The organism is Pseudomonas rosaeacicularis (assembly GCF_057128745.1).
Genome location: NZ_JBSKHT010000004.1, coordinates 191,516 through 216,477 on the forward strand (window position 1 = coordinate 191,516; position 24,962 = coordinate 216,477).

Below are 24,962 nucleotides of genomic sequence, written 5' to 3' on the forward strand. Positions count from 1 at the left end.
CCATTAACGCCAGCAGGGGCTTGAACATGAACATCGGCTTTATCGGAACAGGCAGCATGGGGCGCGCCATCATTCCCCTGCTTATCACAGCCGGGCATCGTGTCTCGGCGTGGAATCGCAATCGGGAAGCGCTTGCGAAGCTGAAAGGCGTGCGCATCCTCGCAACCCCCGCCGCCGCATTCCAGGAGGACGTCGTCATCAGCATGCTCGCCGACGATCATGCAGTCAGAACGGTGCTGTTAGCTTCTGGAATCTTTGACAGTGCGGACAAAAGCTGTATCCACATTGTGATGTCGACGCTCTCTCCCCCGCTTATGAAAGAGCTGCAAGACATTCATTACGCCAACGGCATCGCGCTGGTTGCGGCGCCGGTTTTCGGCGTGCCTGCGATGGCGGCGAGGGGTGAAATGAACATCATGGTCGCCGGGTCGCCGACGGCGATTGCGACAGTACAGCCCCTCTTCGACTTGCTGGGAAAAAAGACCTGGCGGATGGGCGATGATCCTGTGCACGCAAGCATTGCCAAGATCGCCGGTAACATGATGATCACCCAGGCCATCCAATCCCTGGGTGAAGCCAGCGCTCTGGCCGGGCGTCATGGGCTGAGCCCGGCCACTTTCATTGACCTCATGACCCAGACCCTGTTTGCCTCGCCCAGCTACCAACGCTATGGACAGAACATCGCCAAGGACTCCTTCGAGCCGGGCTTCACGTTGTCGTTGGGTCTCAAGGATATCAACCTGGCCATCGAGGCAGCCCACTGCGTGAACCTGGAATTGCCCGCAGCCGATGTGGTACGGGCAAACATGATGGCGGCCGTCGCCCGAGGGCTGGGGCACAAGGACTGGTCGATTTTCGCCACCGAGACAATTATCCGCCCAGCCGAAAGTTCAGACGACCGTTGACGATCGGCTCCCGTGAACGCTCGCGCCGGGGCAATTTCTGGATCGCCGGGCCCCGGATTACTTGGTGCGATCTGCCATCGCAGGTGTCGACCCAGATGACAAATAGACGGATACCGATCTTCGGCGACAGGGGAATTTAACGAAGACGAGTACAGCCACAGCCTGCGCAGCTATATACGAAAGTCCTTAGATCCTAACCGTTTGCAGCCTCGCCAGCCCACACTAACGCTAGTTCACATAGCGGCCTAATATGACGAACAGCTGACTAACACCGTCGCGATCTTTCTGCGACATTCTTCGCAGGGTTGCCACGATATCGTGCTCTTGCTTTGTAAATTCAGAGTTATCTTTGAGCGAACGCTCGTTCGTAATCAGATATGCAACGTCAATTAAGGCGGATATCGCAAGAAGATAATCAACTTTGGGTAGTCGAAACCCACTTTCATAGTGGCCTTGAGCATTAGGTTGCACGCCGCCGAGTTCGGCAAATGCCATTTGAGTCAGCCCATGACTGATCCTTTCTGCTCTTAAACGACTGCCAAACGTACTCATAATTGATACGGCCTGTTTCGACATCCGAGGTGACGTCGAATGGCTAGCATGGGCGCTATGCATCCGAATAGATATGCTGAAAGACAAGAAAGACCTGTCTGGAGCCGCTAACTGGCCTTCATAAACTGCTCACGATACAGGTATCCCAGTGAAGTCTCTGGCTTCATGGCGATGTATTAAGCTCTCTGCCCATCTACCCATTGATACGCACAAGCGTACGGATGGCCGTTGTGGTCACGATCAAGAAGCCATGGGCAATTCAGGCGAATAACCGATCGTCAGGTGCAGGATGAATTAACGATCATGAGCACAACCAAGGGCTACTCAGACATCTATCCTAGCCCGCCTGAAGGTCCTGACCGGATATACCGCTGACTACCTACGGCGCAATAAAAATGATCAGCAAAAACTTTATATGCCATTTGCTCACCGCCACTTTCATTTCCCTTTGTACTGGGTGCAACTCAGACCCTACGGGGCCTATAGGCTCGGTATTACCGCTCAGGGTGGGCATTTATGTCGATGATTCCCAAACCTGCGCCAACCCGGCCAACGCCGGAATACTGAGCTACGATGGCGAAGGCCTTAGCGGAGCTCACACTCACGACTGCCGCATAATCATTGATTCTAATCAGGGCAAGCTTTTCGCTTATTCACAGCGTTGCGTGGATACAGGCATCGGGGACGGCCCCCTCACCACCGAGAAAGGCCTTATGACAATCGAAAGCGACAAACGCTTTATGCTTCAGCGAAGGTCTGGAAGCATTTCATTTAATTACTGCGAACCTGGCGCCTTACCTGTAGGAATTCCAGTCCCCCGAAGCAAATGATCACGCTATTCAACCGGATGGCCTGTCTTCAGATGTGGGGATCGAAAACGAAAGTCGACAAACGGATATTGCTCACCGCCGGTTGCTCAACCGACAAACAGCGGGCAGCCTTGGTGACATTGGATTCCCGGTAAACAGCTGCAAATGTCAGGAGCAGATTCAGATCCAGCCCACAGGAACGCTTGTCCTGGATTTTCACGGCCGCGGCAATCGTCAGCGTGACGCCCTTGCCACGACGGCGGACTGCGGCGCGTTCCACCCACCACCCAGCGCTTTGAAGCAATCGACCGCAGCGATGGAAGCCGCTGACTGTGCAAGAAGCTTCTGCTCTTGTGCCTGCTGCAACCGGTCATCGGCGTCCAGGACTTCGATGAAGCTCACACTGCCCTGTTGATAGGCCGAAAACGCGGCCTGCCTTGCTTCAGTCAGAGAGCGGACGCCATCGGCCAGCACCCGATCCTGTTTCTCGCTTTGCACCAGTTGGGTCATCGAATTCTCGACATCGGCCGTCGCCTGAAGCAGCGTTTGCTGGTAAGCAGCCAAGGCTTCGGCATCCCTGCCCTTGGCAAATTCGACTTCGGCTTTCACGCGGCCAAAGTCAAACAGCCGCCAACGCAGGCCAAATACGCCCTGCGCCAGATTGGCATTGCCAGAAAGAAGATTGCCGCTGACGTTGGTGGCCGAGCCCAGCAGCGCCCCCAACGAAAACTTGGGGTAGTAATCAGAAACAGCCTGACCAATTCGGGCGTTGGAAGCTGCCAGTGTTCTCTCGGCCGCGATCACATCCGGTCGCCGTCTGAACATGTCGGCGCGGCCGCCCGCCGCAGCAATGCCTGGCGCGGAAGGGATGGGCGCCGGTGTCGTCAGCTCCTCGTGCAGCGTACCGGGCATTACCCCGCTGAGCACCTCAAGGGAATTCATGGCGCTTTCGATGGCGCTGTGCAGTGGCGGGACTTGGGCAGACACGGTGGAAAGCACCCCTTGGGCCTGTTTGAGTTCAAGCCTGGCCACTACACCGTTGGCATATTGAAGCTGCAGCAACTTGACCAGATCCGACTGGGTTTTTTCCCGACTCTGGACGACATCCAGCCTGGATTGAAGAGTGCGCAGCTGGATGTAACCGCTGGCAGCTGAGGATGTGACGATAAGCCTGACTGCAGCCTGCTGAGCCACCGCTGACTGCTGGTCAGCATCGGCCGCTTCAAGCCCTCGACGCAACCCACCGAAAATATCCGCTTCCCAGCTCACACCCGCCCCTACCTGATACAGGCTGGCGTTGCGGTCAAACCCGGGAGACGCGCTGGCCAAACGCCCGATGGGGTCTTCAAGCGACTGATGTGCCCGTGAGGCCTGAGCGTTCAGTTCGCCTGAGGGGAGAAGTGCCGAGCGGGCCCCTACCGTCAATGCGCTCGCCTGATTCACTCGGGCCACCGCCTGCTTGAGGTCAAGGTTCTGCGCCAATGCCCGGTCGACCAAACCCTCCAGTTCTTTGTCACCAAAGCCTGCCCACCAGTTGGACAGGTCAGCTGTGGGTAGGCTGCTGCTGCGCTGCTCGACGAAATGCTGACCACGGAAAGGCCCTGATGGCGGTAGTTCCGGCGCGTGGTAATCGGGGCCCACTGCACAACCGGCCAGGAAAATAGCGGGGAGCAGACGTGCATACCGTTCAGTTCTACCGGGTGAGTGTTTCATGGAGGCATCCTGTGATCTCGTGCAGCAATTATTTCCATCACCGCATTTTTGTCAACACATTACTAGAAACGTCACACGCCACTTCCGTTATCACGACTTAAAAACATGTTTTTTAGACCATATTTGCTGCCACTCTGTTACTGATCGGCTTTTTACAGGTTACGTATTTGCAATACCGTAAACATAACAGAATAATGTGAGCCTGAATCCCCTGGAGCTCACCATGTCTCTGCGTCCTGCTGCACTCATGTCTCTAACTGTCGGCGCGTTACTCCTGACCGGTTGCGGTCATCCGCCGGAAGCTGATCCAAGACTGGTCGATCCGGTTGTGGACACTGCGACAGTCCGCGACGACTCCTCGACGACCCAAACCTTCTCGGGCGTGGTTGCCGCCAGGGTTCAGAGCGACTTGGGTTTTCGTGTCTCAGGCAAGGTGATTCAACGCTTGGTGGATGTCGGTCAGCGCGTCCAGAAAGGCCAGCCTCTGATGCGAATTGATCCCATTGACCTGAATCTGGCCATCACCAATCATAAGGGAGCGGTGGCCTCTGCCAGGGCAAAATTCGTCCAGGCCCAGGCCGATGAGGCACGGTTACGCAGCTTGGTTGCCGCAGGCGCGATCTCTGCAATGGCATACGATCAGGCGGTCTCGGCACTCAGTAGCGCCAAGGCACAAGTGGAGGCAGCCCAGGCACAAGCCGATGTGGCGACCAACGCAAGCCAGTACGCTGAACTTAAAGCCGACGTGAATGGCCTCGTGGTGAACACCGCCGCCGAGCCGGGCCAGGTGGTCGCGGCCGGACAAACAGTCGTGCAACTGGCCAAAGACGGAGCACGCGAAGCTGCTGTCGAGCTGCCGGAAACGATACGTCCCGGGCTTGAATCCGTTGCCCGGGCCAGCCTGTACGGCAGCACCGCTCAAAACGCCACTGCCAAACTGCGCGAACTCTCGCAGGCGGCGAATCTGGTCACTCGTACCTATTCAGCACGCTACGTGCTCAGTGATGAACTCAAAGACGCCCCACTGGGCGCTACGGTGAAGATCACTATTGAGGCCGATGGTGGTTCAGAACGTTCTGCCATGTCGGTTCCGCTGGGTGCGTTACGCAATGCCGGCGATAAATACACCGTATGGGTTGTCGACCAGGCGTCCATGACGGTTCAGGAACGCGCGGTTCAGGTTCGTAGGGTTGGCCTGGAAACCGCTACGGTGGTGGGTGATCTGAAGACGGGCGACACCGTTGTCGCCTTGGGCGCCCATCTGCTTCACGCCAATCAAAAGGTGCGTTTGGGTAACGAGCTGGCGGTGACGCCATGAGCGGCTTCAACCTCTCCGCGGTCGGCGTTCGCGAACGGGCCGTTACCCTGTTCCTGATTATTGCGATCACCCTGGCAGGCCTTGTGGCCTTCCTGAAACTTGGGCGCGCCGAAGACCCGGCATTTACGGTAAAGGTCATGACCGTGACGGCGGTCTGGCCCGGCGCCACGGCCGAAGAGATGCAGAATCTGGTAGCGGAACCGCTGGAAAAGCGGCTGCAGGAACTGAAATGGTATGACCGCGTCGAGACGATCACGCGCCCGGGCCTTGCCCTGATGACGCTGACCCTTCTGGACTCGACACCGCCCAAAGAGGTGCCGGACGAGTTCTACCAAGCGCGCAAAAAGCTGTTCGATGAAACCCGCAAGCTGCCAGCCGGCGTGTCCGGGCCATACGTCAACGATGAATACTCGGACGTATCATTCGGGCTGTATGCGCTAAAAGCCCCAGGCTTGCCGCATCGGTATCTGGCTCGTCAGGCAGAGGCAGTTCGTCAGGACGTGCTCCAGGTGCCTGGTGTTAAAAAGGTCGACATCCTGGGCGAGCGCCCGGAGCGAATCTTCGTTGAATTCTCTTACTCGCGCCTGGCGAACCTTGGAGTCAGTGCTCAGGAGATATTTGCCGAGCTGCACAACCAGAACGCGATCACCCCCGCAGGCTCAATCGAGACCAAAGGCCCTCAGGTTTACGTGCGACTGGACGGTGCCCTCGATGACCTAGAGAAAATTCGCAACACGCCAATAGCCGCCTCCCAGGGACGCACCCTCAAGTTAAGTGACGTCGCCGAAATCAAACGTGGATATGAAGATCCGGCCACCTTCCTCATCCGTCATGACGGCGAGGAAGCTCTGGTGCTCAGCGTGGTCATGAAAGAGGGATGGAACGGCCTGGATCTTGGTAAATCACTGCAAGCAGAACAACAGAAGATTTCGCAAAACCTGCCACAAGGCATCAGCTTCAGCAAAATCACCGACCAGGCGGTGAACATCAGCGAAGCGGTCGACGAATTCATGATCAAGTTCGTCGTGGCATTGGCTGTGGTCATGGTCGTGAGCTTGCTGAGCCTGGGCTGGCGCGTGGGCATTGTTGTCGCCGCCGCCGTTCCCCTGACCCTGGCCGCCGTGCTGATCGTCATGCTGGCAACCGGGCGCGTTTTCGATCGGATTACGCTCGGGGCGTTGATCCTTGGCCTGGGTTTGCTGGTGGATGACGCGATCATCGCGATTGAAATCATGGTGGTCAAACTCGAAGAAGGCTACACAAGGATCAACGCAGCGTCATACGCCTGGAGTCACACTGCAGCGCCAATGCTGGCAGGCACGCTGGTCACTGTCATAGGCCTGATGCCGGTCGGTTTTGCCCAGTCCACTGCCGGAGAATACGCAGGCAACATCTTCTGGATCGTAGGCTTTGCGCTAATCATTTCCTGGCTGGTGGCGGTGTTCTTCACCCCGTACCTGGGCGTCAAGCTGCTGCCGGATATCAAGAAGATCGAAGGCGGCCACGCCAAGATCTATTCGACACCCAACTTCCAGCGTCTGCGCCGCCTGATTGGCGCGGCGATCCGCCACAAGTTTTGGGTCGCCGCCATTGTTTTTGGCCTGTTCGGCCTGGCCATCGTCGGCATGGGATCAGTGAAGCAGCAGTTCTTTCCAAGTTCTGATCGGCCAGAACTGCTGGTGGAAGTCCAGCTACCGGAAGGCAGCTCCATCAACGCCACCTCTGAGGCGACAAGGAAAATCGAAGCCTGGATAAGAACCCAGCCCGAAGCGAAGATTGTCACCAGCTACATCGGCCAAGGCGCCCCACGCTTCTTTCTGTCTTACAACCCGGAGCTGCCCGACCCTTCCTTCGCCAAAATCATCGTGCTCACGGAAAGTGAAGCGGCGCGAGACAGTTTGAAACTTGCACTGCGCCAGCGAGTTGAGCAGCAGCTTGCCCCAGAGGCGCGCGTTCGAGCGTCCCAATTGGTATTCGGCCCTTACACACGCTTCCCTGTCGAGTTTCGGGTAATGGGCCCGAACCCAGGGAAACTGCGGGAGATCGCCCAACAGGTTGCCGACGTCATGCGCAATAACCCGAACATGCGTCAGGTCAACACCGACTGGAGCGAGAAACAGCCGACGGTCCACTTCGTGCTGGATCAGGATCGCCTGCAAGTCATGGGTCTCACGTCGGTTCAAGCATCCGAGCAGTTGCAGTTTCTCCTGACCGGCACCTCGGTGACGCAGGTACGTGAGGACATTCGCACGGTCGATGTCATGGCGCGAACCCTGGATGATGATCGGCTCGATCCTGCGCGCATCGAGAACATGACGCTGACCAGCAAGACCGGCCAGTTGATTCCGATTCGTCAGATTGGTCATGTTGAAATCCGCGCCGAGGACCCGATTCTCAAACGGCGCAATCGCACCCCGACCATCACTGTTCGCGGTGACATCAACGAGCAGGCACAACCCCCTCAAGTGTCGATGGACGTTTACAACCAACTGCAGCCAATCATCAACAGCCTGCCAGCGGGCTATCAGATCCAGATCGGTGGCAATATCGAGGAATCGTTGAAAGCCAATAACGCGCTGGCGCCAATCTTCCCGATCATGCTGCTGTTCACCTTGATTGTGATCATCATCCAGGTTCGTAGCTTCGCCGCGATGACCATGGTGATCTTGACCGCACCTCTGGGGCTGGTCGGGACAGTTCCGATTCTGCTGCTCTTCCACCAGCCTTTTGGTTTCAATGCGATCCTGGGTCTGATCGGCCTTTCAGGGATACTGATGCGCAATACATTGATTCTGATCGGGCAGATCCACACCAACGAAACGGATGGACTCGACCCCTATCACGCCGCCGTGGAGGCCACAGTTCAACGTGCGCGCCCTGTGATTCTCACGGCGCTGGCCGCGGTGCTGGCATTCATTCCGCTGACCTTCTCGGTGTTCTGGGGATCAATGGCGTTCACTCTGATTGGCGGTACAGCAGCCGGCACAGTCCTGACCCTGATGTTCCTCCCGGCGCTGTACGCGATCTGGTTCAAGATCAAACCGCCGACGAAGGATGCCGAGGATGTGACTGCCGAACACCCGGGCACCCCTGTCGAACTGAATCATCGCTGAAATGGTGACGCGGGGTGACTCAGACCCCATTTCGCTGCCCATCTCTGGTCAGCGCGGCCCTATAGCGCACGACCGCCGTGCGCAAATTATTGAGGTAGCCAACGACCTGTTTCGACAGTCTGGCTACCGTAAAACCTCCGTAGCCGAAATCGGCAAGGCTATGGGTATTTCCACAGCGTACATCTATAGGTTCTTCACCTCTAAGCAGGCTATCGGCGAGGCCATCTGCGCCAGTACGCTGGAGAAACTAGCCAAAAAACTGCAGGAAGTGCTTACCCTTGAGCTCTCTCCAACCAAGCGTCTGAGGTTGTTCATGCGTACGGCGTTGATGTCGAGCTACGAACTGCTAGTGATTGAGCGAGAGGTCAACGAAGTCGTGGTCCAGGCCATTGAAGGCGGCTGGTGCACGGTCGCAGGCCACAACGCTCAGATCTACTCGATGCTGGAACACATCATTGAAGAAGGGAGACAGAAAGGAGAGTTTGAGAGAAAGACTCCGCTTGATGAGATCACAGATGCTCTGGCAGAGCTCATTGTTCCCTACACGGCCCCCGATTGTCTGGCCAAGCGGCCATGGAGTGAGTTGGAAAAGGGCATGAACGCCACGACGAATCTCATCCTTCGCAGCCTTGCTAACTGAGATGGCATAGCCATGGGGATAGATGTGAAATACAGCCAGATCCAGAACCTGTCCTCCCTAACGTCCGGCGACTGAATGAGTATCGCGATGTGAGGTAGAATGACCAGCAATCGTCCATCACCAGCGTTTAGGCCTATGCGCAGCGAATCTGAAACCGACACCATTGCGTTGCCTACTTCGGGTCAACGCGGCCCTGCCGAACATGAGCGTCGGGCGCAGATCATACAGGCCGCTGACCATTTGTTTCGCGAGTTCGGATATCGCAAAAGCTCAGTCGCCGACATCAGCAAAGCCATGGGTATATCCACGGCTTACATCTACCGATTCTTCGATTCCAAGCAGGCCATAGCAGAAGCTCTCTGCGCCAATACGCTGGAGCAAATCGATAACCAGCTTCGTGAGGTCGTGCTCCTCGAAGGATCTGCGACGAAACGATTCAGGCTATTTATGCAGACGGCGCTCAAGCTCAGTTACGATCTTTTTGTCGTCCAGCGGGCGGTCAACGATGTCGTTGTTGCAGCGGTCGAGGGCAATTGGTGCACCGTGGGCGGACATAAGGACCAGATTTACTCAATGCTCCAATGCTTGGTAGTCGAGGGTCGTCAGGCAGGGGAGTTTGAGAAGAAAACGCCGCTTGACGAGGTCACTGATGGGCTTTCCGAAATAATCCTCCTCTACTCCAATGGCCGCAGCATGAGCGACCGTTCCTGGGAAGATCTGGAGAAAAGTATGAACGCGACGACCAGCCTTATTCTTCGCAGTCTCGCGCCTTAGCACAGTCAAAAAATGTGGCTCGCTACTGCGCAAGCGAGACCTCCTCGTTGATTGATTTCGCAATAACCCGGTCATGCAAGGGAAACCGCGTCTTGATCTGCAGACCCACCTGAATTAGATTGGCGTCTGTAGATCTTATTAGGACATTCTCCATGGCAGCCGCTCTTCAAGCTCAGCCACTCACCAAGAGCCAGTGCGTGGCTGGTCTGCAAACCGCCGTGACCATTTTTGAAAAATGGAACGCTACCGTCGATCAGGTGTGCCGCACGCTCCGTATTTCTCGAAGCACTTACACCCGTGCGAAACAACGCGACCCCAAGTGGTCGGTCAGCCTGGATTCGGATCAGATGCAGCGCATCAGCTTCGTACTGAACATCCACGCCGCATTGCGCACCGTCTTCGACAATCCGGATAACGTGTACGGCTTTCCGTCAAAAGTGAACCACAACGACTTCTTCAACGGCCGCTCGCCGCTCGAGATTCTGTCCCAAGGCGACATGATTTCCCTCTACGAAACCTTCCGCCGCATCAATGCGCTCAGGGGAGCACAGTGGTGATGCTGAACCAGCTGCCGGGTTTAGCCGGCGAGCAGCTGCAGGCCTATCGCTTGATCAACTCGAAATTCCCGCCCATAGCGTTGTTCGACGATGTGGCCGATGCGGTTGAGTTTGACGCTCTGTATCAGATTCAAGCGCTGACCAATCCACGGTTGCTTAACGAAGTCGGTGCTATTGAGTTGATTCCGCGCGATCAGATTCCGTTTGGGATTCCCGGTTGCTCATACGCGACCGCCCCGTTCACCCACGTCAATCCAGATGGCTCCCGATTCAGCGATGGCAGTTTTGGGGTTCTCTACGTCGCCGACAACATGGAGACGGCTCTGGCGGAGGTCGCGTATCACCAAAACAAGTATTGGTCGAGAGTAGAAAACCTCAGCTACGAGCGGTTTGTGTTTCGAGGGCTGACCTGCAGGTTCAGCGACACGGGGATGAAAGATGCGTCGGTGCTTACGATGACTGACTCGATCTATCACGCCGAGGATTACACGCACTCAAATCAGCTTGGAAAAGCGGTTAAGGGTGCCGGCTCTGCTGGGCTGAAATACGGATCGGTGCGGTCGGTCGGGAATCGGTGCTGGGCGCTGATGACTCCGGCCTCAGTGGCGTCGATTCATCAAACGGCGCATTACGAGATGATCTGGAATGGCCGGATTACCAGCGTCAATATGATCAGTGGGGCTTGAGAATTAGTATAGGTTTGAATGCATCGTTCGATGCGTGGCCCCGTCCTGATCGATGTGCTGCCTGTTCGGGTCGGTTGGCCAAGTCGCCACCGGGACCTGGATTGGGACGTTGGCGACATGCCCGACAATTGAACGCCTGTCAGGCGCGCCACATTGCTCATTTAGAACAAAGCAAATCCTGTTTCACCTTCCGGCGGGCAAGGTGGCGCCCTCGAAGCTCAGCGGAGCCACCGCGACAAGCGTTACGTCCTACGCACCCAAAATCCGCTCTATACGCTGTCTCCCGGGCCCTGTAAGCCGTTTGACCCCAAGCAACCGTGCCACCTCCAGCGCAGGGTCACCAGCGTCAATGATGCTTGCTGCGATCCGCAACTCCTCTGCCGCGATCTCTTCAACAGAACGCGCGTCATTGGCCGAAGACGGAACACGGTATGTTGACCACTGGGTCACGTCGCCTAACGCGTGCCAGATGAACACTTCTTCAAATCCCGCCTGCTGAACGTGATGGTGTTGTTCGGCCAACTCCAGCACTCGGTCCCGAATGAGCCGCCCAGATCGTTGGAAGCCGTGCGCACGAGCAATACGCTGGACCAGCAGAGCGTCGAGAATCGGCGCTTCCTGGCGCAGCACTTCTTCGATGATCTGACGCAGCACTGGCGTGTACTCAGGAACGTGAAATTGGTCTGCCTGGATCACGGCTGCTAGAGACGAGAGGTCCGCGACGCGATACTCCCCCTTCTTTCCCGGAGTAATCGACTGATCGCTAGGGGCTCGTGCAATGCGAGCTTCTCCAGGCTCCGCTGGCAAATCACTCTCGGATGCCAAGAGAGCTTCAGGCAACACGTCGTTGACAACGATGTCGGTCGTGAAATCGATAACGAGTGGAGCTACCGACGGCTCCTCGGCTACATGACCAGCAGCAAACTCGATCCGAGATTGCTCCAGAAGGTCGTTCAAAGCTGCGTGCAGCTTCTGCAACGCCCCTTCTTTATCGACCCACCAGTCTGTCGACCACAGCCGTAACAGGTTCCAGCCCAGCCCCTTTAGGATCGCACCCCGGACCTTATCGCGGTCCCTTGCGGTGGCAGCGCTATGGTAAGTAGCGCCATCGCATTCAACACCCGCCAAGTAGTCGCCCGCACGATCAGGGTGAACAATGCCCAGATCGATGCGGAAACGGGAAACGCCGATCTGAGGAACGACCTGCCAACCGAGACGCCGCAGCCCTTGGGCGACAGCTTCCTCGAACGGCGAGTCGTAGCCACCTACAGAGCCTTGTATCGCCTCGGCCAAGGCCTTTGGACCACGTTGCGCAAACTCAATGAAGTGCTTCAAATCGCGAACGGCGCGAGCGTTTGTCCGGTTCAGGTCGATCATCGACGGATCGAAAGATGTGAATACCAGCATCTCGCGTCGAGACCGGGTGATGGCAACGTTCAGCCTGCGCCAGCCACCGTCTTTGTTGAGCGGGCCGAAGTTCATCGACATCACTGGCGCGCCTGCTTCAGTAGGGCCATATCCGATCCCGAGCATGATCAAATCGCGCTCATCGCCCTGGACCGTTTCGAGGTTTTTCACGACGACAGGTTCGGTCTGGGCGTCCTGGAAGAACGGCTCGATCTGCGGGTATTGCTTGCGGGCGGTGTCCAACAGATCGTTGATCAGTTTTTGTTGATCGGAGTTGAGCGTGATGATCCCGATTGAATGGCCAGCCGCGATGAATGCAGGATCGGTAAGACGCTTGACGGTCTCACTGACAATGGCCTCCGCTTCGGCTTGGTTGTAGCGCCCTTTGCCTTTTGCGTACACGCCCTCGACTCGGCGCCATTCAACAGCACTGGCACGGGTCTCGGCCGCAGGGAAGGTGATGAGGTTGCTGTCGTAGTAACGGTGATTGGAGAACGCGATCAGGCTTTCGTGGCGACTGCGGTAGTGCCAGCTCAAACTGTGGCTCGGCACCCCTGCCCCCAGGCATTCGTCCAGGATGCTTTCCATGTCTTCGGCGGTATCGTCGTCACCGGCATTCGGGCCACGGCTGAAGAAATTCGTCGGTGGCATCTGACGCGGGTCACCGGCGATCACCACTTGCTTGCCACGAGCTATCGAACCGATGGCGTCCCATGGAGCGATCTGCGACGCCTCATCGAAAATTACCAGATCGAACGGCGGCTGATCGGCGGGCAAGAACTGCGCAATCGACAGCGGGCTCATGAGCATGCACGGAGCCAGGCGATTCAATGCGTCGCCCATCTCAATAGCCAACTGCCGGACAGGTTTGTGCCGGCGAGACTTCTGTAATTCATGCTTGAGAATGGCGAAGCCGCTGCTCTTGGGAATGTCGTTCTTGGAAGGGATCAGGCCGCAGAGTTTTGCCCGGATGTAACGCACCGTCAGCTTCGCCAGCTCATCGTCCAGGCGAGCAAAAGCGCCAATATCGCTCATGTGTTCGGCTGCGACGAAGTTCCTCAGCAGCGGTTCGCTGTCGATGCCCTGAGTGGCAAACCAATGCGCGTAGGCGGTGATGAACGTTTCTTCAGTTGCGGTTGGCAGCAGGCTTCCTGATTCCAATGCCTGGGCCAGGCTGGCCAAACCCACCTCGGTAGCTTGCGCGCGCACTCGGCACCAATCGCACCAGGCCTTGAGCTGCTCTTCTTGCTGCAGGATGGACAGTGAAGTAGTCCGCAATGCAGCAGCGCTCAGATGCGCGCCTTGATTCGTTCCGGCTAATCCAGCGAACATTCGAGCTGCCTCGTCATAGCGGGACAAGGCCTGTTGCATTGTGGTTAGCGCAGCACCGATTTGCCCGCCCGGCGCTAGCATGTCATTGGCATCGACGACCAGACGCGCGACTGCGCCGCGCAATGAAACCAGGTGGTCTGGTGATCCGGCCAAACTGCTCAGCAGCCCGCGCAGGTTCTCGGCCAGTATGACGGCGCGCAGTGTGCGAGAAGTATCGCTCGCCAGTCCTTGCCAGCCCGGGATTGACTGCATGTCACTCGACAATGCGTCCAGCTCGAGTAGCTGTGACTGCAGGCGCTCGAAAATGTCGAGGTCGGCAAGCATATCGGGAAGCCCCGCTGCGCCACCTAAAGAGGCCAATTTCTTCGCCACCTTTTTCTTGGCAAATGTGGCCAGAAACCAGAACTTGCCCTCAGCCTCTCTCCACTCACTGCGCATCTGTTCGAACGGAATGCGACGGCAAGCTTCATCGGCGTAATCCAAAGAAAGGCTTTCTTCCAGCTCCCGATAGCTCTCGATCAACTGACAAGCGCGACGGGCTGATTCGATACGCGTAACAGCATCGGGGGCGAAAGCGAATGACAGGTTCTGGCCATAAGATTCCACAACCAGGGCTACCAAATCGCTGAGCTGCTGGACCTGCATCACTTCATCGATAGGCAACGACAGGTGCGTCAGGCCAAGCAGTCTTTCGCTGGCGGCATTCAGCGCATCAAGCGCCTGAGGCAACTCACGCGAAGCACTGGCGATCTTCGCCTGCCAGGCGTTCGACCATTGGGTCTGCTCCAGAGCGCCAAACTTGCCTGAAAGGTCGCGGGCGGCGGCTCCATTGAGGCCAAGTCGACGTGATAAATCCAGAAGCTGGCCGTACTCAGCAGCGTTGTGTTCGGTGTGTGCAGGCCAGACCAATCTTGGCGTTTGAGGGCCATGGTCACGAACAACACGGCCTATCGACTGATGCAGGGTAAGGCCATTGCCCCAACGGTGATGCAGGACTTCGACCAGTTGGTTCAGACGGGAACGCAGCGTCTGCAATCGAGCGGCTTCACGCTCCCACTCCTCAGCACTCAATGCGTCGCTAACGTCCCAGGCCCGATCCAACTGCTTGAGCACTTCAACTTTCGATGCCTTGCTTGAGTGCAGCTCCAGGCAAAACTCGCCCAGTCCCTTCTCTGCCAAGCGACGATAAACCACATCGAGGGCTGCACGTTTTTCCGCCACGAAGAGCACGCGCCGACCCAACGCGAGGTTGTGGGCGATCATGTTAGCGATGGTTTGCGACTTACCTGTTCCAGGAGGTCCGTCCATGACGAAGCTATGGGTGCTGGCAGACGCCACGACCGCCGATAACTGGGATGAGTCAGCCGGTAATGGGGCAAACAGCTGAGCGGGCGTTACCGTCGAGTCCAACTGCTCTGGCTTGGGGAATTCGTCCGAGCTGGAGAAGCCTTCACTTGCCTCGTTAGGCTCCAGCAGGTGCCTGACCAATGGGCTTTGCAGCAGCTGCGCGGCGTTGGCATTCAGGTCCTTCCACATCAAATATTTGGCAAACGAGAATGTGCCCAGAACCAGCTCAGTGCTCACCTCAAATCCTGGGACATCACGTACCGCTCGCCGCACCATGTTCCAGATGCCGGTTACGTCGATGCCGCTTTCATCACTCGGCAGTTCGCCATCCAGACCTGGAATCAGCAACTCGAAATCATGGCGTAGCAACTCAAGCAGCGTCAGGTTGAAACGCGGTTCCTCGTCGAGCAGGCTCAGCGTGACGCCAGACAAAGCACTTTTGCGTTCCAGTTTTACGGGCAGCAAAATCAAAGGCGCGGAGTAGGTTTTAGGGTCCTCTGCGCTTTTCTTCCACTTCAGGAAACCAATGGCCAGGAAGAGCGTGTTTGCACCACCCTCCTCCAGGTCGCTGCGCGCCTTGCGAAACAGATCGATCAGTGTCGCCTCAAGCTTGACCTTTTCAAGACTGGCGAGCACTTCACCCCGTGCGAGTGCTTGACGAGCGACTTCGTCGACCAGGCTTTCATTATTCTGCTGCTCGTACAGGGCCACATCACGGCCACTGCTCTTCAGGTCGGGTACTGGCATTACACGAATGCGACCGCCACTGGAAAGGAGGTCTTCCAGCGCCGCAGGATCTGGGCAGAGAAGACGCACGCCTTTGGCGCTGTCCGGGAGATGCAGCAGACGGTTCCGCGTCGTCAGGTCAAGCAGTTTGCGTTGCCACAGCGTGAGCTTGCCGGCAGGACCTTCGTTACCCTCATTGATCTCGACATCGAAGCCTGGAAGCGCCGGAGCTTCCTCCAGCCCTTCAGCGGTCGGTGGCGCATCATCGGCCGCGTCGCAGGCATTAACGGCAGACGCCAATGCCATCGGGCGAATCTTCTGCATCCGGGCACGGTGCAGATCGATGGCCATGATGAACTGCTCATCGTCCAGCTGACGCTCAGCAGCTGCAACTGCTTGTGAGAAGCCAGGCGCAGGCGCCTGCGTCGCAAGGGTGGTCTCGAAGACCACCATCTCTTTTAAATCGAGACGCTTGCGTACTGCCGAAGCTTCGTCGGTCAGCAGTTGGGAAAACTCTTGGGGTTGCAACCAAACGCCTGCAAATGCGTGCCCTTTGGTCATGATGAGCAAGGCATTGAGTCCGGCCTGCTCCAAGGCAGCCGCAAAGAGCAATGCAGTATCCAGGCACGTTGCGACGCCATTTTCCAGAATCACACTCGGTGGTCTGACTTTCTGCCCCTGTTGCTCAAAGCTGGCTGGCGGCAAGGCATAACTCAGTTGAAAGCTGCACACGCCAGACCAAATGGCCGAAGCCAGTTCCCAGGTGCGTGTGCGCGACTTGCTTTCATAGCCATCAATGCCGTCTTTCTTCCCTGCACGTCGTAAGACTTGAGAGGCCGCTTTGAGTACTCGATCTACCGCCGGATCGTTGGGCATGCAGAAAGCGGCCAATAGCTCTGGCATGGCGCTCAAACCGCCCCATTCAGTACGAGCCAGCAGTTCAGTGGGGAAGCGCTGTTCGACGAGCAGGTTGTCGCCTTGGAAGAGGCGCATGACCACATCGGCGCCAAGGCTTTCAGTCAGCCCGGACAAATAGCCTGCGTTGAGCTTGATGTCGCGTTCAGAGATGCTGAGGCGATCGCCCGCGTGGATACGGTCGATGTGCCACGTTCGGCTTTCGACGAAATCCGGATCCGTGCTCAACGTCAGGGTCAGGTTTTCAAAGCTTGTTTCTTCTTGGTTCCAGACGCTCAATTCACGTACAAGCGGAACGGCGTTCTGGTGGGAGGCGAAGCCGATCTTGCGTGCGATCAGCGCCTCAATCTTGATATTCATTTACAGGCTCCTGGAGCTACGAGCGCTGGCCTCATGAAGAGACCGCCAAATGGCGCCTATAGTCCATGAGTAATCGATGGTTGGGAATTGTTTATCGGTGAATCGCACCGCCAAATGCTTGGTTACCACTTAACCGCCGCTGTAACTGCGAGACAGTAGGCTCGTTTAGAAATTGAGGTGATGGGTATCCAATTTCGAGAGCCTCGTCTGGCGGCCAACACCACGCTCTCGCCGCACCGCATACCATGGCTGCTTGCGTTCACGATCAACTCAGACGTTTCCAAACTGATAGGTGCCGCCGCGTGCTTCGTTTTCGATGCGGTAAAACGAGGACAACGAGGGTTGCGTGTCGAGATCAATCAGCAGGGTTCGGATGTTTGAATCAGCGCAGAACGCGCCTGGATTGGCGGTTACCGTGGTTTTACCAAGGCCGCCTTTGGTCGAGATGACCGATGCAATTTTCATGGGTGCTTGCCTCTAAATCGGATTGATTTAAGAGACAGCGTTTGGTCGACCTGAAAATGCTACAAAATCGAAGCAATAGAGCAGTTTTGCAGCTTCATCAACCCAGTATGAGATCACTGGTATTGCGAAAGGTCCTACAACGGTCTGCTCGACCTCTTGAATTGAATGGCTCCACGACCTGGACTCGAACCAGGGACCCAGTGATTAACAGTCACTTGCTCTACCAACTGAGCTATCGCGGAATGCGCGCTATCTTACTGATTGAAAAAGGGAAGTCAAGCAGGCCCGGTAAAAAATACGGGGCTGCCGTCAGGCGGTCGAATGGGCCTGCTGGTACTCGCGCGGCGTGCAGCCCAGTTCCCGTTTGAACACGGTGTGCAGGTATTGCGCCGATTTGAAACCGCAGCTTTGCGCGATGTCGGCGATGCCGCTTGCGCTGCTCTCCAGCTCACTGGCAGCCGCCGCCAGTTTGAAACGCAGGATTTCGTCGTGCACGCTGCGGCCCAGCTCGCTGCGAAAGTGTGCCTCCAGCGTAGAACGTGATACGCCGACGTAACCTGCAACCTGGGCGGTCTTGATCCCCTGACAAGCGTACTGACGAATGAAGTGCAGCGCTTGCATCACATATGGATGCCCCAGCGGCTGGTGCAGGCTGGACGTCTGCACGTTGATGGCCTCAGGCGGCAGCAGCACCTGCGTCCCCGCAGACGGCATGCCGTGCAGCATCTGATGCAGCAGTTTCGCGGCGGTGCGACCCATCTGCTCGGTGCCTTGGATGACTGAGCTCAGCGGCACGCGGGTCAGCGTGCGGGTAAGTGGATCATTGTCGATACCGATCAACGCCACCTCCTCCGGCACCGCGATACCCGCAGTAAGGCACGCCTGCAGCAGTTGCCGGGCGCGGGCGTCGCTCACGGCAATGATGCCGATCGGTTTGGGCAGGCTCTGCAGCCAGGCAATCTGCTGTTCAACGGCGCTGTCCCACAGTGGCGCGCTGGTGCTGAGGCCGCGATAGACCCGCGCTGACAAACCGTCGCGTTCAAGCAAACGATGGAAGGCTTTTTCGCGCTCCTGCGCCCAGCGATTGGTGTCGGCCTCGGGCAGGCTGAAGCAGGCAAACTGCGTCAGCCCGGCCTCGATCAGGTGCCGGTACGCAAGCTCGATCAAGGCGTAGTTGTCGGTCGCCACATACGGGATGTGCCGAGGGTATGCGCGCGCATCTTCGTAAGAGCCCCCCACCGCCACCACCGGCACCTTGATGCCCGCCAGCGCAGGGCCCATCGCCGGATCGTCGAAGTCCGCGATGATGCCGTCGCCGCTCCAGCGCTCGATACCCTTGAGCCGACACAGAAAGTCTTCTTCAAGAAACAGATCCCACGACGCACGGGTGCTGCTGAGGTAATTGCCAATGCCGGTGATGATGCCGCGATCGTAGATTTTGCTGCCGTTGAACAGCAGGGCAATGCGATGGACAGGCGGGACGGTTTTCATTGTTGTTCTCCGGGCCAGTGGTCACAGCCTAGGCGCGCAGGGGCACGATCTCAATAATTAAAATCGCACTGCACTTTGGTGATTTTCGCAATCGGCGGGCTCGGGGGCGTTGCTACTATCGATGCAAGGTCACTGTCCTCGCCGATGCCAATGACCAAAACATCAAGGCCAATAACAACAAAGGAAATCGCGATGCCCTATTTTCCTGCTGTCGATCAGATTCGTTACGAGGGCCGCGACAGCGACTCCCCCCTGGCCTTCCGGCATTACCAGGCCGACAAGATTATTCTTGGTAAACCGATGCGCGAACACCTGCGCATGGCCGCCTGTTACTGGCACAGCTTTGTCTGGCCGGGCAGCGACATGTTTGGCGTCGGCACCTTCAAACGCCCTTGGCAGCAGCCGGGCGATGCAATGGAACTGGCCAGGCACAAGGCCGCAGCCGCTTTCGAGTTTTTCTCCAAACTGGGCATCGACTACTACAGCTTTCACGACACTGATGTGGCCCCTGAAGGCGCGAGCCTGAATGAGTACCGCAACAACTTCGCGCAGATGGTCGACGAACTGGAGCGCCATCAGGAACAGACGGGTATCAAGCTGCTGTGGGGCACCGCCAATTGCTTCAGCAATCCGCGTTTTGCCGCTGGTGCCGCCAGTAACCCCGACCCGCAAGTATTCGCCTATGGCGCGGCGCAGGTATTCAGCGCGATGAATGCCACCCAGCGGCTCAAGGGTGCCAATTACGTGCTGTGGGGCGGCCGCGAAGGGTATGAAACGCTGCTCAACACCGACCTCAAACGCGAGCGCGAGCAACTCGGGCGATTCATGCGCATGGTGGTCGAGCACAAGTACAAGATCGGCTTTAGTGGTGATCTGTTGATCGAGCCCAAACCTCAGGAGCCGACCAAGCACCAATACGATTACGACAGCGCGACGGTCTTCGGTTTCCTGCATCAGTACGGCCTGGAAAAGGAGATCAAGGTCAACATCGAGGCAAACCACGCGACCCTCGCCGGCCACAGTTTTCAGCATGAGATCGCCACGGCGGCGTCCTTGGGCATATTCGGCAGCATCGACGCCAATCGTGGAGATCCGCAGAACGGCTGGGACACCGATCAGTTCCCCAACAGCGTCGAAGAGCTGACGCTGGCGACCTACGAAATCCTCAAGGCCGGTGGCTTCAAACACGGTGGCTTCAACTTCGATTCCAAGGTCCGACGCCAGAGCCTGGACGAGGTCGACCTGTTCTACGGTCACGTCGCCGGGATGGACGTATTGGCTCTGGCCCTTGAGCGAGCCGCCGCCATGATCGAAAACGATGAACTGGCCCGCTTCAAAGCGCAGCGCTATGCCGGGTGGGAACAGCCCTTGGGCCGTGGCGTGCTGGCCGGAGACTACAGCCTGGAATCGCTGGCCGAGTACGCGTTTAAAGAGCAACTGAACCCGCAGCCGGTCAGCGGCCGCCAGGAAATGCTCGAAGGCGTGGTCAACCGGTTTATTTACCCCTAATCCCCAACCCTCCGTAGGAGCGAACTTGTTCGCGAGGCGTTAATCCTGACACACCGTATTGGCTGCCTCGCCAACAAGTTGGCTCCTACAGAAATAGGCGTTAAACCTGACACACCGCGTCAGCCGCATCCCCTGTAGGAGCGAACTTGTTCGCGAGGCGTTAATCCTGACACACCGTATTGGCTACCTCGCCAACAAGTTGGCTCCTACAGAAATATCCGTTTTGCCTGACGTACCGCGTCAGCCGCGTCCCCTGTAGGAGCGAACTTGTTCGCGAAGCGTTAAACCTGACACACCGTATTGGCTGCCTCGCCACAAGTTGGCACCTGCAGGTTCAGGTGTTCGGCCAACGGCCGGTTACATTCTCACGACAAATCCCTGCTCCGTGCAGGCCGGCGATTACCTACAGTTCTACCCGCAAGCCGGTCACGGTATTGATGTGCCTCTCAACAACAATAAAAGGACACAGCACTATGAAACCCCTGCAAACTGCCCTCCTCGCCAGCGTTCTGGCCCTGCTATGCAACCCGATGGCTATGGCCGACGCGAAAAACCCCAAGATCGGCTTTTCCATCGACGACCTGCGCCTGGAGCGTTGGGCCCGCGACCGTGATTACTTCACCGCCGCCGCCGAACAACTGGGCGCCAAGGTCTACGTCCAGTCGGCCGACGCCAACGAACAGCGGCAGATCTCGCAAATTGAAAACCTTATTTCCCGTGGCGTGGACGTGATCGTCATCGTGCCGTTCAATGCCACCGTGCTGAACAACGTGGTCGCCGAAGCCAAGAAAGCCAACGTCAAAGTGGTGTCCTATGACCGGCTGATCCTCAACGCCGATATCGACGCCTACATCTCGTTCGATAACGAAAAGGTTGGCGAGATGCAGGCTCAGGGCGTGCTCAACGCGCAACCCAAGGGCAACTACTTCCTGCTGGGCGGCGCACCCACCGACAACAACGCCAAAATCCTGCGCGAAGGCCAGATGAAAGTGCTGCAGCCGGCCATCGATAAAGGCGACATCAAAGTGGTCGGCCAGCAATGGGTCAAGGAGTGGAACCCCACCGAGGCCCTGAGCATCATCGAAAACGCCCTGACCGCCAACGCCAACAAAATCGATGGCATCGTCGCCTCCAATGACGCCACCGCAGGCGGCGCGATTCAAGCGCTCAACGCCCAAAAGCTGGCGGGGAAGGTGCCGGTATCAGGCCAGGACGCTGACCTGGCAGCGATCAAGAGGGTCATCGCCGGTACCCAGACCATGACCGTCTACAAGCCGCTGAAACTGATCGCCTCCGAGGCCGCGAAACTCTCGGTGCAATTGGTGCGCAACGAGAAGCCCGCCTATAACTCCGAGTACGACAACGGCAGCAAAAAGGTCGAAACCATTCTGCTCAAGCCCACACCGCTGACCAAAGACAACGTCAATCTATTGGTCGAAGACGGGTTCTACACGAAGGCGCAAATCGCCGGGCAGTAAAGGACGCTGTCTGTGGTGGGAGGGAGCTTGCTCGCGATGCCCTGTTTCAGCCACTGAAGTTCGAGTGGATGTAAGGGCCTCATCGCGAGCAAGCTCCCTCCCACAGATACCGGCCAGCTGTATGCAACCCCGACTGCCCATCGCTGTGTGAGTACTCGTCATGTCCGATTACCTGCTGGAAATGCGCAGCATCGTCAAAACCTTTGACGGCGTGCGCGCGCTCAATGGCATCGATATAAAGGTCAAACCCGGAGAGTGCGTCGGCCTGTGCGGCGAAAACGGCGCAGGCAAATCGACGCTGATGAAAGTGCTGTCCGCGGTCTACCCGTTCGGCACCTGGGAGGGCGAAATCCTCTGGGACGGCCAGCCGCTCAAAGCCCACTCCATCGCTGAAACCGAAGCCGCCGGCATCGTCATCATCCACCAGGAACTGACCTTGGTGCCTGACTTGTCGGTGGCGGAAAACATCTTCATGGGCCATGAACTGACACTGCGCGGCGGGCGGATGAATTACCCCGCGATGATCCACCGAGCCGAGGCCCTGATGCGCGAGCTGAAGGTGCCGGACATCAACGTATCCCTCCCTGTTTCGCAATACGGCGGCGGCTATCAGCAGTTGATCGAGATCGCCAAAGCGTTGAATAAACAGGCGCGGCTGTTGATCCTCGATGAGCCCTCCTCGGCCCTGACCCGCTCGGAAATCGACGTACTGCTCGACATCATCCGCGCGCTCAAAGCCAAGGGCGTGGCCTGCGTTTATATCTCCCACAAGCTCGATGAAGTGGCTGCGGTGTGCGACACCATTTCGGTGATTCGTGACGGCAAACACATTGCAACCACCGCCATGGCCGAGATGGACGTGGCGCGCATCATCACGCAAATGGTCGGGCGCGAGATGAGCAACCTGTATCCCACCGAACCCCATGCCGTGGGCGAAGTGCTGTTCGAGGCGCGGCACTTCACCTGCTACGACGTCGACAACCCGAGCCGCAAGCGGGTGGACGACATCTCGTTCACCCTGCGCCGTGGGGAAATCCTGGGGATCGCAGGGCTGGTGGGCGCCGGTCGTACCGAACTGGTGTCGGCGCTGTTCGGCTCCTACCCCGGGCGCTACGAAGGCGAGGTGTGGCTGGACGGCAAACAGATCGACACCGGCACCCCGTTGAAATCTATCCGCGCCGGTTTGTGCATGGTGCCGGAGGATCGCAAGCGCCAAGGCATCGTTCCGGATCTGGGCGTCGGGCAGAACATTACCCTGGCGGTGCTCGAGAGTTTTTCGCACCTGACGCGCATCGATGCCGAAGCCGAATTGGGCAGCGTCGAACGGGAAATTGCCCGCATGCACCTGAAAACCGCCACCTCGTTTTTGCCGATTACCAGTCTGTCCGGCGGCAACCAGCAAAAAGCCGTATTGGCCAAAATGCTGCTGACCAAACCCCGCGTGTTGATCCTTGATGAGCCCACCCGTGGCGTGGACGTGGGCGCCAAATACGAGATCTACAAACTGATGGGCGCGCTGGCCGCCGAAGGCGTGTCGATCATCATGGTGTCCTCGGAACTGGCCGAAGTACTGGGCGTCTCGGATCGGGTGCTGGTGATCGGTGAAGGTCAGTTGCGCGGTGACTTCCTCAACCAGAATTTAACCCAGGAACGCGTCCTCGCCGCCGCGCTGACAGCGCCCGGTGAGCCAGACAGTCACGATCGGAAATCCGCTTGAATGAACCCGCTCAAACAGCTCTTCACCCGCTACAAAATGCTCGCGCTGCTGATCGCCGTGGTGCTGATCTGGCTGTTTTTCAGCTGGCAGACCGAGGGTGGTTTTCTCACGCCGCGTAACCTGTCGAACCTGCTGCGGCAGATGTCGATCACCGGGATTCTCGCCTGCGGCATGGTGCTGGTGATTATTAGCGGCGAGATCGACCTGTCGGTGGGCTCGATGCTCGGTTTGCTCGGCGGCGTGGCTGCGATTCTCGACGTCGTGTATCACGTGCCGTTGCCTCTGAATCTGGCGATCGTTGCACTGTGCGGGCTGCTCATCGGCCTGAGCAACGGCTACATGACCGCCTATTTGCGCATTCCGTCATTCATCGTCGGTCTGGGCGGGATGCTGGCGTTTCGTGGCGTGCTGCTGGGTATCACCGGCGGCACGACGATTGCGCCGGTGTCGCCGGGGCTGGTGTATGTCGGCCAGGGTTATCTGCCGCAGTGGGTGGGGGTCGTGCTTGGCGTGACGTTGGTCGCGCTGACGTTATTTTTGACCTGGCGTCAACGCCGCAATCGCGCACTGCATGGCCTGGCTCAACATTCCTGGCTGCGAGATGGCGTGCGGGTGGTGGTGATTGCTGCCGTACTGGCGGGCTTTGTCTACACGCTCAACAGTTACGACGGGATTCCGGTGCCGGTGTTATTGCTGCTGATCCTGCTGGGTGTGTTCAGCTACGTCACCAGCCAGACCGTGTTTGGCCGGCGCATCTACTCGGTGGGCAGCAACATGGAGGCCACGCGGCTGTCGGGCATCAACGTGCAGGCGATCAAGCTGTGGATCTTCGGGATCATGGGCGTGATGTGCGCGCTGGCCGGGCTGGTCAATACCGCACGGCTGGCAGCCGGTTCGCCCTCTGCCGGGAACATGGGCGAACTGGACGCCATCGCCGCGTGCTTCATCGGCGGCACTTCGATGCGCGGCGGTTCGGGCACGGTGTACGGCGCGTTGCTGGGGGCGCTGGTGATCAGCAGCCTGGACAACGGCATGTCGATGCTCGACGTCGACAGCTACTGGCAGATGATCGTCAAGGGCAGCATTCTGGTGCTGGCCGTGTGGGTCGACGTCAGTACCCGCAGCGGTCGTCGCTGAGGTCAATTTGG

The 24,962-nt window shown here is 57.8% G+C and carries 16 protein-coding genes, 1 tRNA gene and 1 pseudogene; 11 read left to right on the plus strand and 7 right to left on the minus strand.

Annotated features, from left to right (window positions below):
- Positions 1-26: 26 nt before the first annotated feature.
- Complete coding sequence (locus tag ACWKWM_RS07505) at positions 27-905, plus strand: NAD(P)-dependent oxidoreductase (RefSeq protein ID WP_483845532.1); 879 nt, start codon at positions 27-29, stop codon at positions 903-905.
- Positions 906-1,133: 228 nt separating this feature from the next.
- Here the strand turns inward: ACWKWM_RS07505 and ACWKWM_RS07510 are convergent, their stop codons facing one another.
- The 3 genes from ACWKWM_RS07510 to ACWKWM_RS07520 form a co-directional block, all read right to left on the minus strand.
- Complete coding sequence (locus ACWKWM_RS07510; RefSeq protein WP_483845533.1) at positions 1,134-1,457, minus strand: helix-turn-helix domain-containing protein; 324 nt, start codon at positions 1,455-1,457, stop codon at positions 1,134-1,136.
- A gap of 858 nt (positions 1,458-2,315) precedes the next feature.
- Positions 2,316-2,546: a LysR family transcriptional regulator gene (locus ACWKWM_RS07515; protein ID WP_483845534.1), complete on the minus strand. Its 231-nt coding sequence runs from the start codon at positions 2,544-2,546 to the stop codon at positions 2,316-2,318.
- Entirely contained in the window at positions 2,501-3,979 is a 1,479-nt protein-coding gene (locus ACWKWM_RS07520) for an efflux transporter outer membrane subunit (RefSeq protein WP_483845535.1), read from the minus strand. Before ACWKWM_RS07520 ends, ACWKWM_RS07515 begins: the two co-directional genes overlap by 46 nt.
- Positions 3,980-4,202: 223 nt before the next feature.
- Between ACWKWM_RS07520 and ACWKWM_RS07525 the strand changes: the two genes are divergently transcribed.
- The 6 genes from ACWKWM_RS07525 (at position 4,203) to ACWKWM_RS07550 (ending at position 11,067) form a co-directional block, all read left to right on the plus strand.
- Positions 4,203-5,297, plus strand: coding sequence for an efflux RND transporter periplasmic adaptor subunit (locus ACWKWM_RS07525; RefSeq protein WP_483845536.1), 1,095 nt, complete (start codon positions 4,203-4,205; stop codon positions 5,295-5,297).
- Positions 5,294-8,410, plus strand: a complete 3,117-nt coding sequence (locus ACWKWM_RS07530) for an efflux RND transporter permease subunit (RefSeq protein ID WP_483845537.1) — start codon at positions 5,294-5,296, stop codon at positions 8,408-8,410. Before ACWKWM_RS07525 ends, ACWKWM_RS07530 begins: the two co-directional genes overlap by 4 nt.
- Before the next feature lies 1 nt (position 8,411).
- On the plus strand, positions 8,412-9,050 hold the full coding sequence (locus ACWKWM_RS07535; RefSeq protein ID WP_483845538.1) for a TetR/AcrR family transcriptional regulator: 639 nt from the start codon (positions 8,412-8,414) through the stop codon (positions 9,048-9,050).
- Positions 9,051-9,149: 99 nt separating this feature from the next.
- A complete protein-coding gene (locus ACWKWM_RS07540; RefSeq protein ID WP_483845539.1) occupies positions 9,150-9,824 on the plus strand; it encodes a TetR/AcrR family transcriptional regulator in 675 nt (224 codons plus the stop codon).
- 152 nt (positions 9,825-9,976) lie between these two features.
- Positions 9,977-10,381: a hypothetical protein gene (locus tag ACWKWM_RS07545; RefSeq protein WP_483845540.1), complete on the plus strand. Its 405-nt coding sequence runs from the start codon at positions 9,977-9,979 to the stop codon at positions 10,379-10,381.
- Positions 10,381-11,067 carry an RES family NAD+ phosphorylase gene (locus tag ACWKWM_RS07550; protein WP_483845541.1) on the plus strand — a complete coding sequence of 229 codons (687 nt, stop codon included), beginning with the start codon at positions 10,381-10,383 and terminating at the stop codon, positions 11,065-11,067. Before ACWKWM_RS07545 ends, ACWKWM_RS07550 begins: the two co-directional genes overlap by 1 nt.
- 249 nt (positions 11,068-11,316) lie before the next feature.
- On the opposite strand, the gene proA is transcribed toward ACWKWM_RS07550, so the two are convergent.
- From proA to ACWKWM_RS07570, 4 genes and pseudogenes are all read right to left on the minus strand, one after another.
- Positions 11,317-17,154 (minus strand): anti-phage protein ProA, encoded by a 5,838-nt coding sequence (proA, locus tag ACWKWM_RS07555; RefSeq protein WP_483845542.1) that lies wholly within the window; start codon positions 17,152-17,154, stop codon positions 11,317-11,319.
- 288 nt (positions 17,155-17,442) lie between these two features.
- Positions 17,443-17,619: pseudogene (locus tag ACWKWM_RS07560) on the minus strand (ParA family protein); the annotation flags it as partial.
- Between the two features lie 166 nt (positions 17,620-17,785).
- Positions 17,786-17,861 (minus strand) — tRNA-Asn (locus tag ACWKWM_RS07565).
- Positions 17,862-17,928: 67 nt separating this feature from the next.
- Positions 17,929-19,110: a XylR family transcriptional regulator gene (locus ACWKWM_RS07570; protein WP_483845543.1), complete on the minus strand. Its 1,182-nt coding sequence runs from the start codon at positions 19,108-19,110 to the stop codon at positions 17,929-17,931.
- 192 nt (positions 19,111-19,302) lie between these two features.
- Here ACWKWM_RS07570 and xylA point away from each other — a divergent pair, with 192 nt between their 5' ends.
- The 4 genes from xylA to ACWKWM_RS07590 all read left to right on the plus strand — a co-directional run bounded on the left by xylA (position 19,303) and on the right by ACWKWM_RS07590 (position 24,951).
- On the plus strand, positions 19,303-20,619 hold the full coding sequence (gene xylA / locus ACWKWM_RS07575) for a xylose isomerase (protein ID WP_483845544.1): 1,317 nt from the start codon (positions 19,303-19,305) through the stop codon (positions 20,617-20,619).
- A 473-nt stretch (positions 20,620-21,092) separates the two neighbouring features.
- Entirely contained in the window at positions 21,093-22,097 is a 1,005-nt protein-coding gene (xylF, locus tag ACWKWM_RS07580; RefSeq protein ID WP_483845545.1) for a D-xylose ABC transporter substrate-binding protein, read from the plus strand.
- A gap of 160 nt (positions 22,098-22,257) precedes the next feature.
- Entirely contained in the window at positions 22,258-23,814 is a 1,557-nt protein-coding gene (gene xylG / locus ACWKWM_RS07585; RefSeq protein ID WP_483845546.1) for a D-xylose ABC transporter ATP-binding protein, read from the plus strand.
- Positions 23,815-24,951: a sugar ABC transporter permease gene (locus ACWKWM_RS07590; protein WP_483845547.1), complete on the plus strand. Its 1,137-nt coding sequence runs from the start codon at positions 23,815-23,817 to the stop codon at positions 24,949-24,951. It abuts the gene before it with no gap.
- The last annotated feature ends 11 nt before the right edge of the window (positions 24,952-24,962 follow it).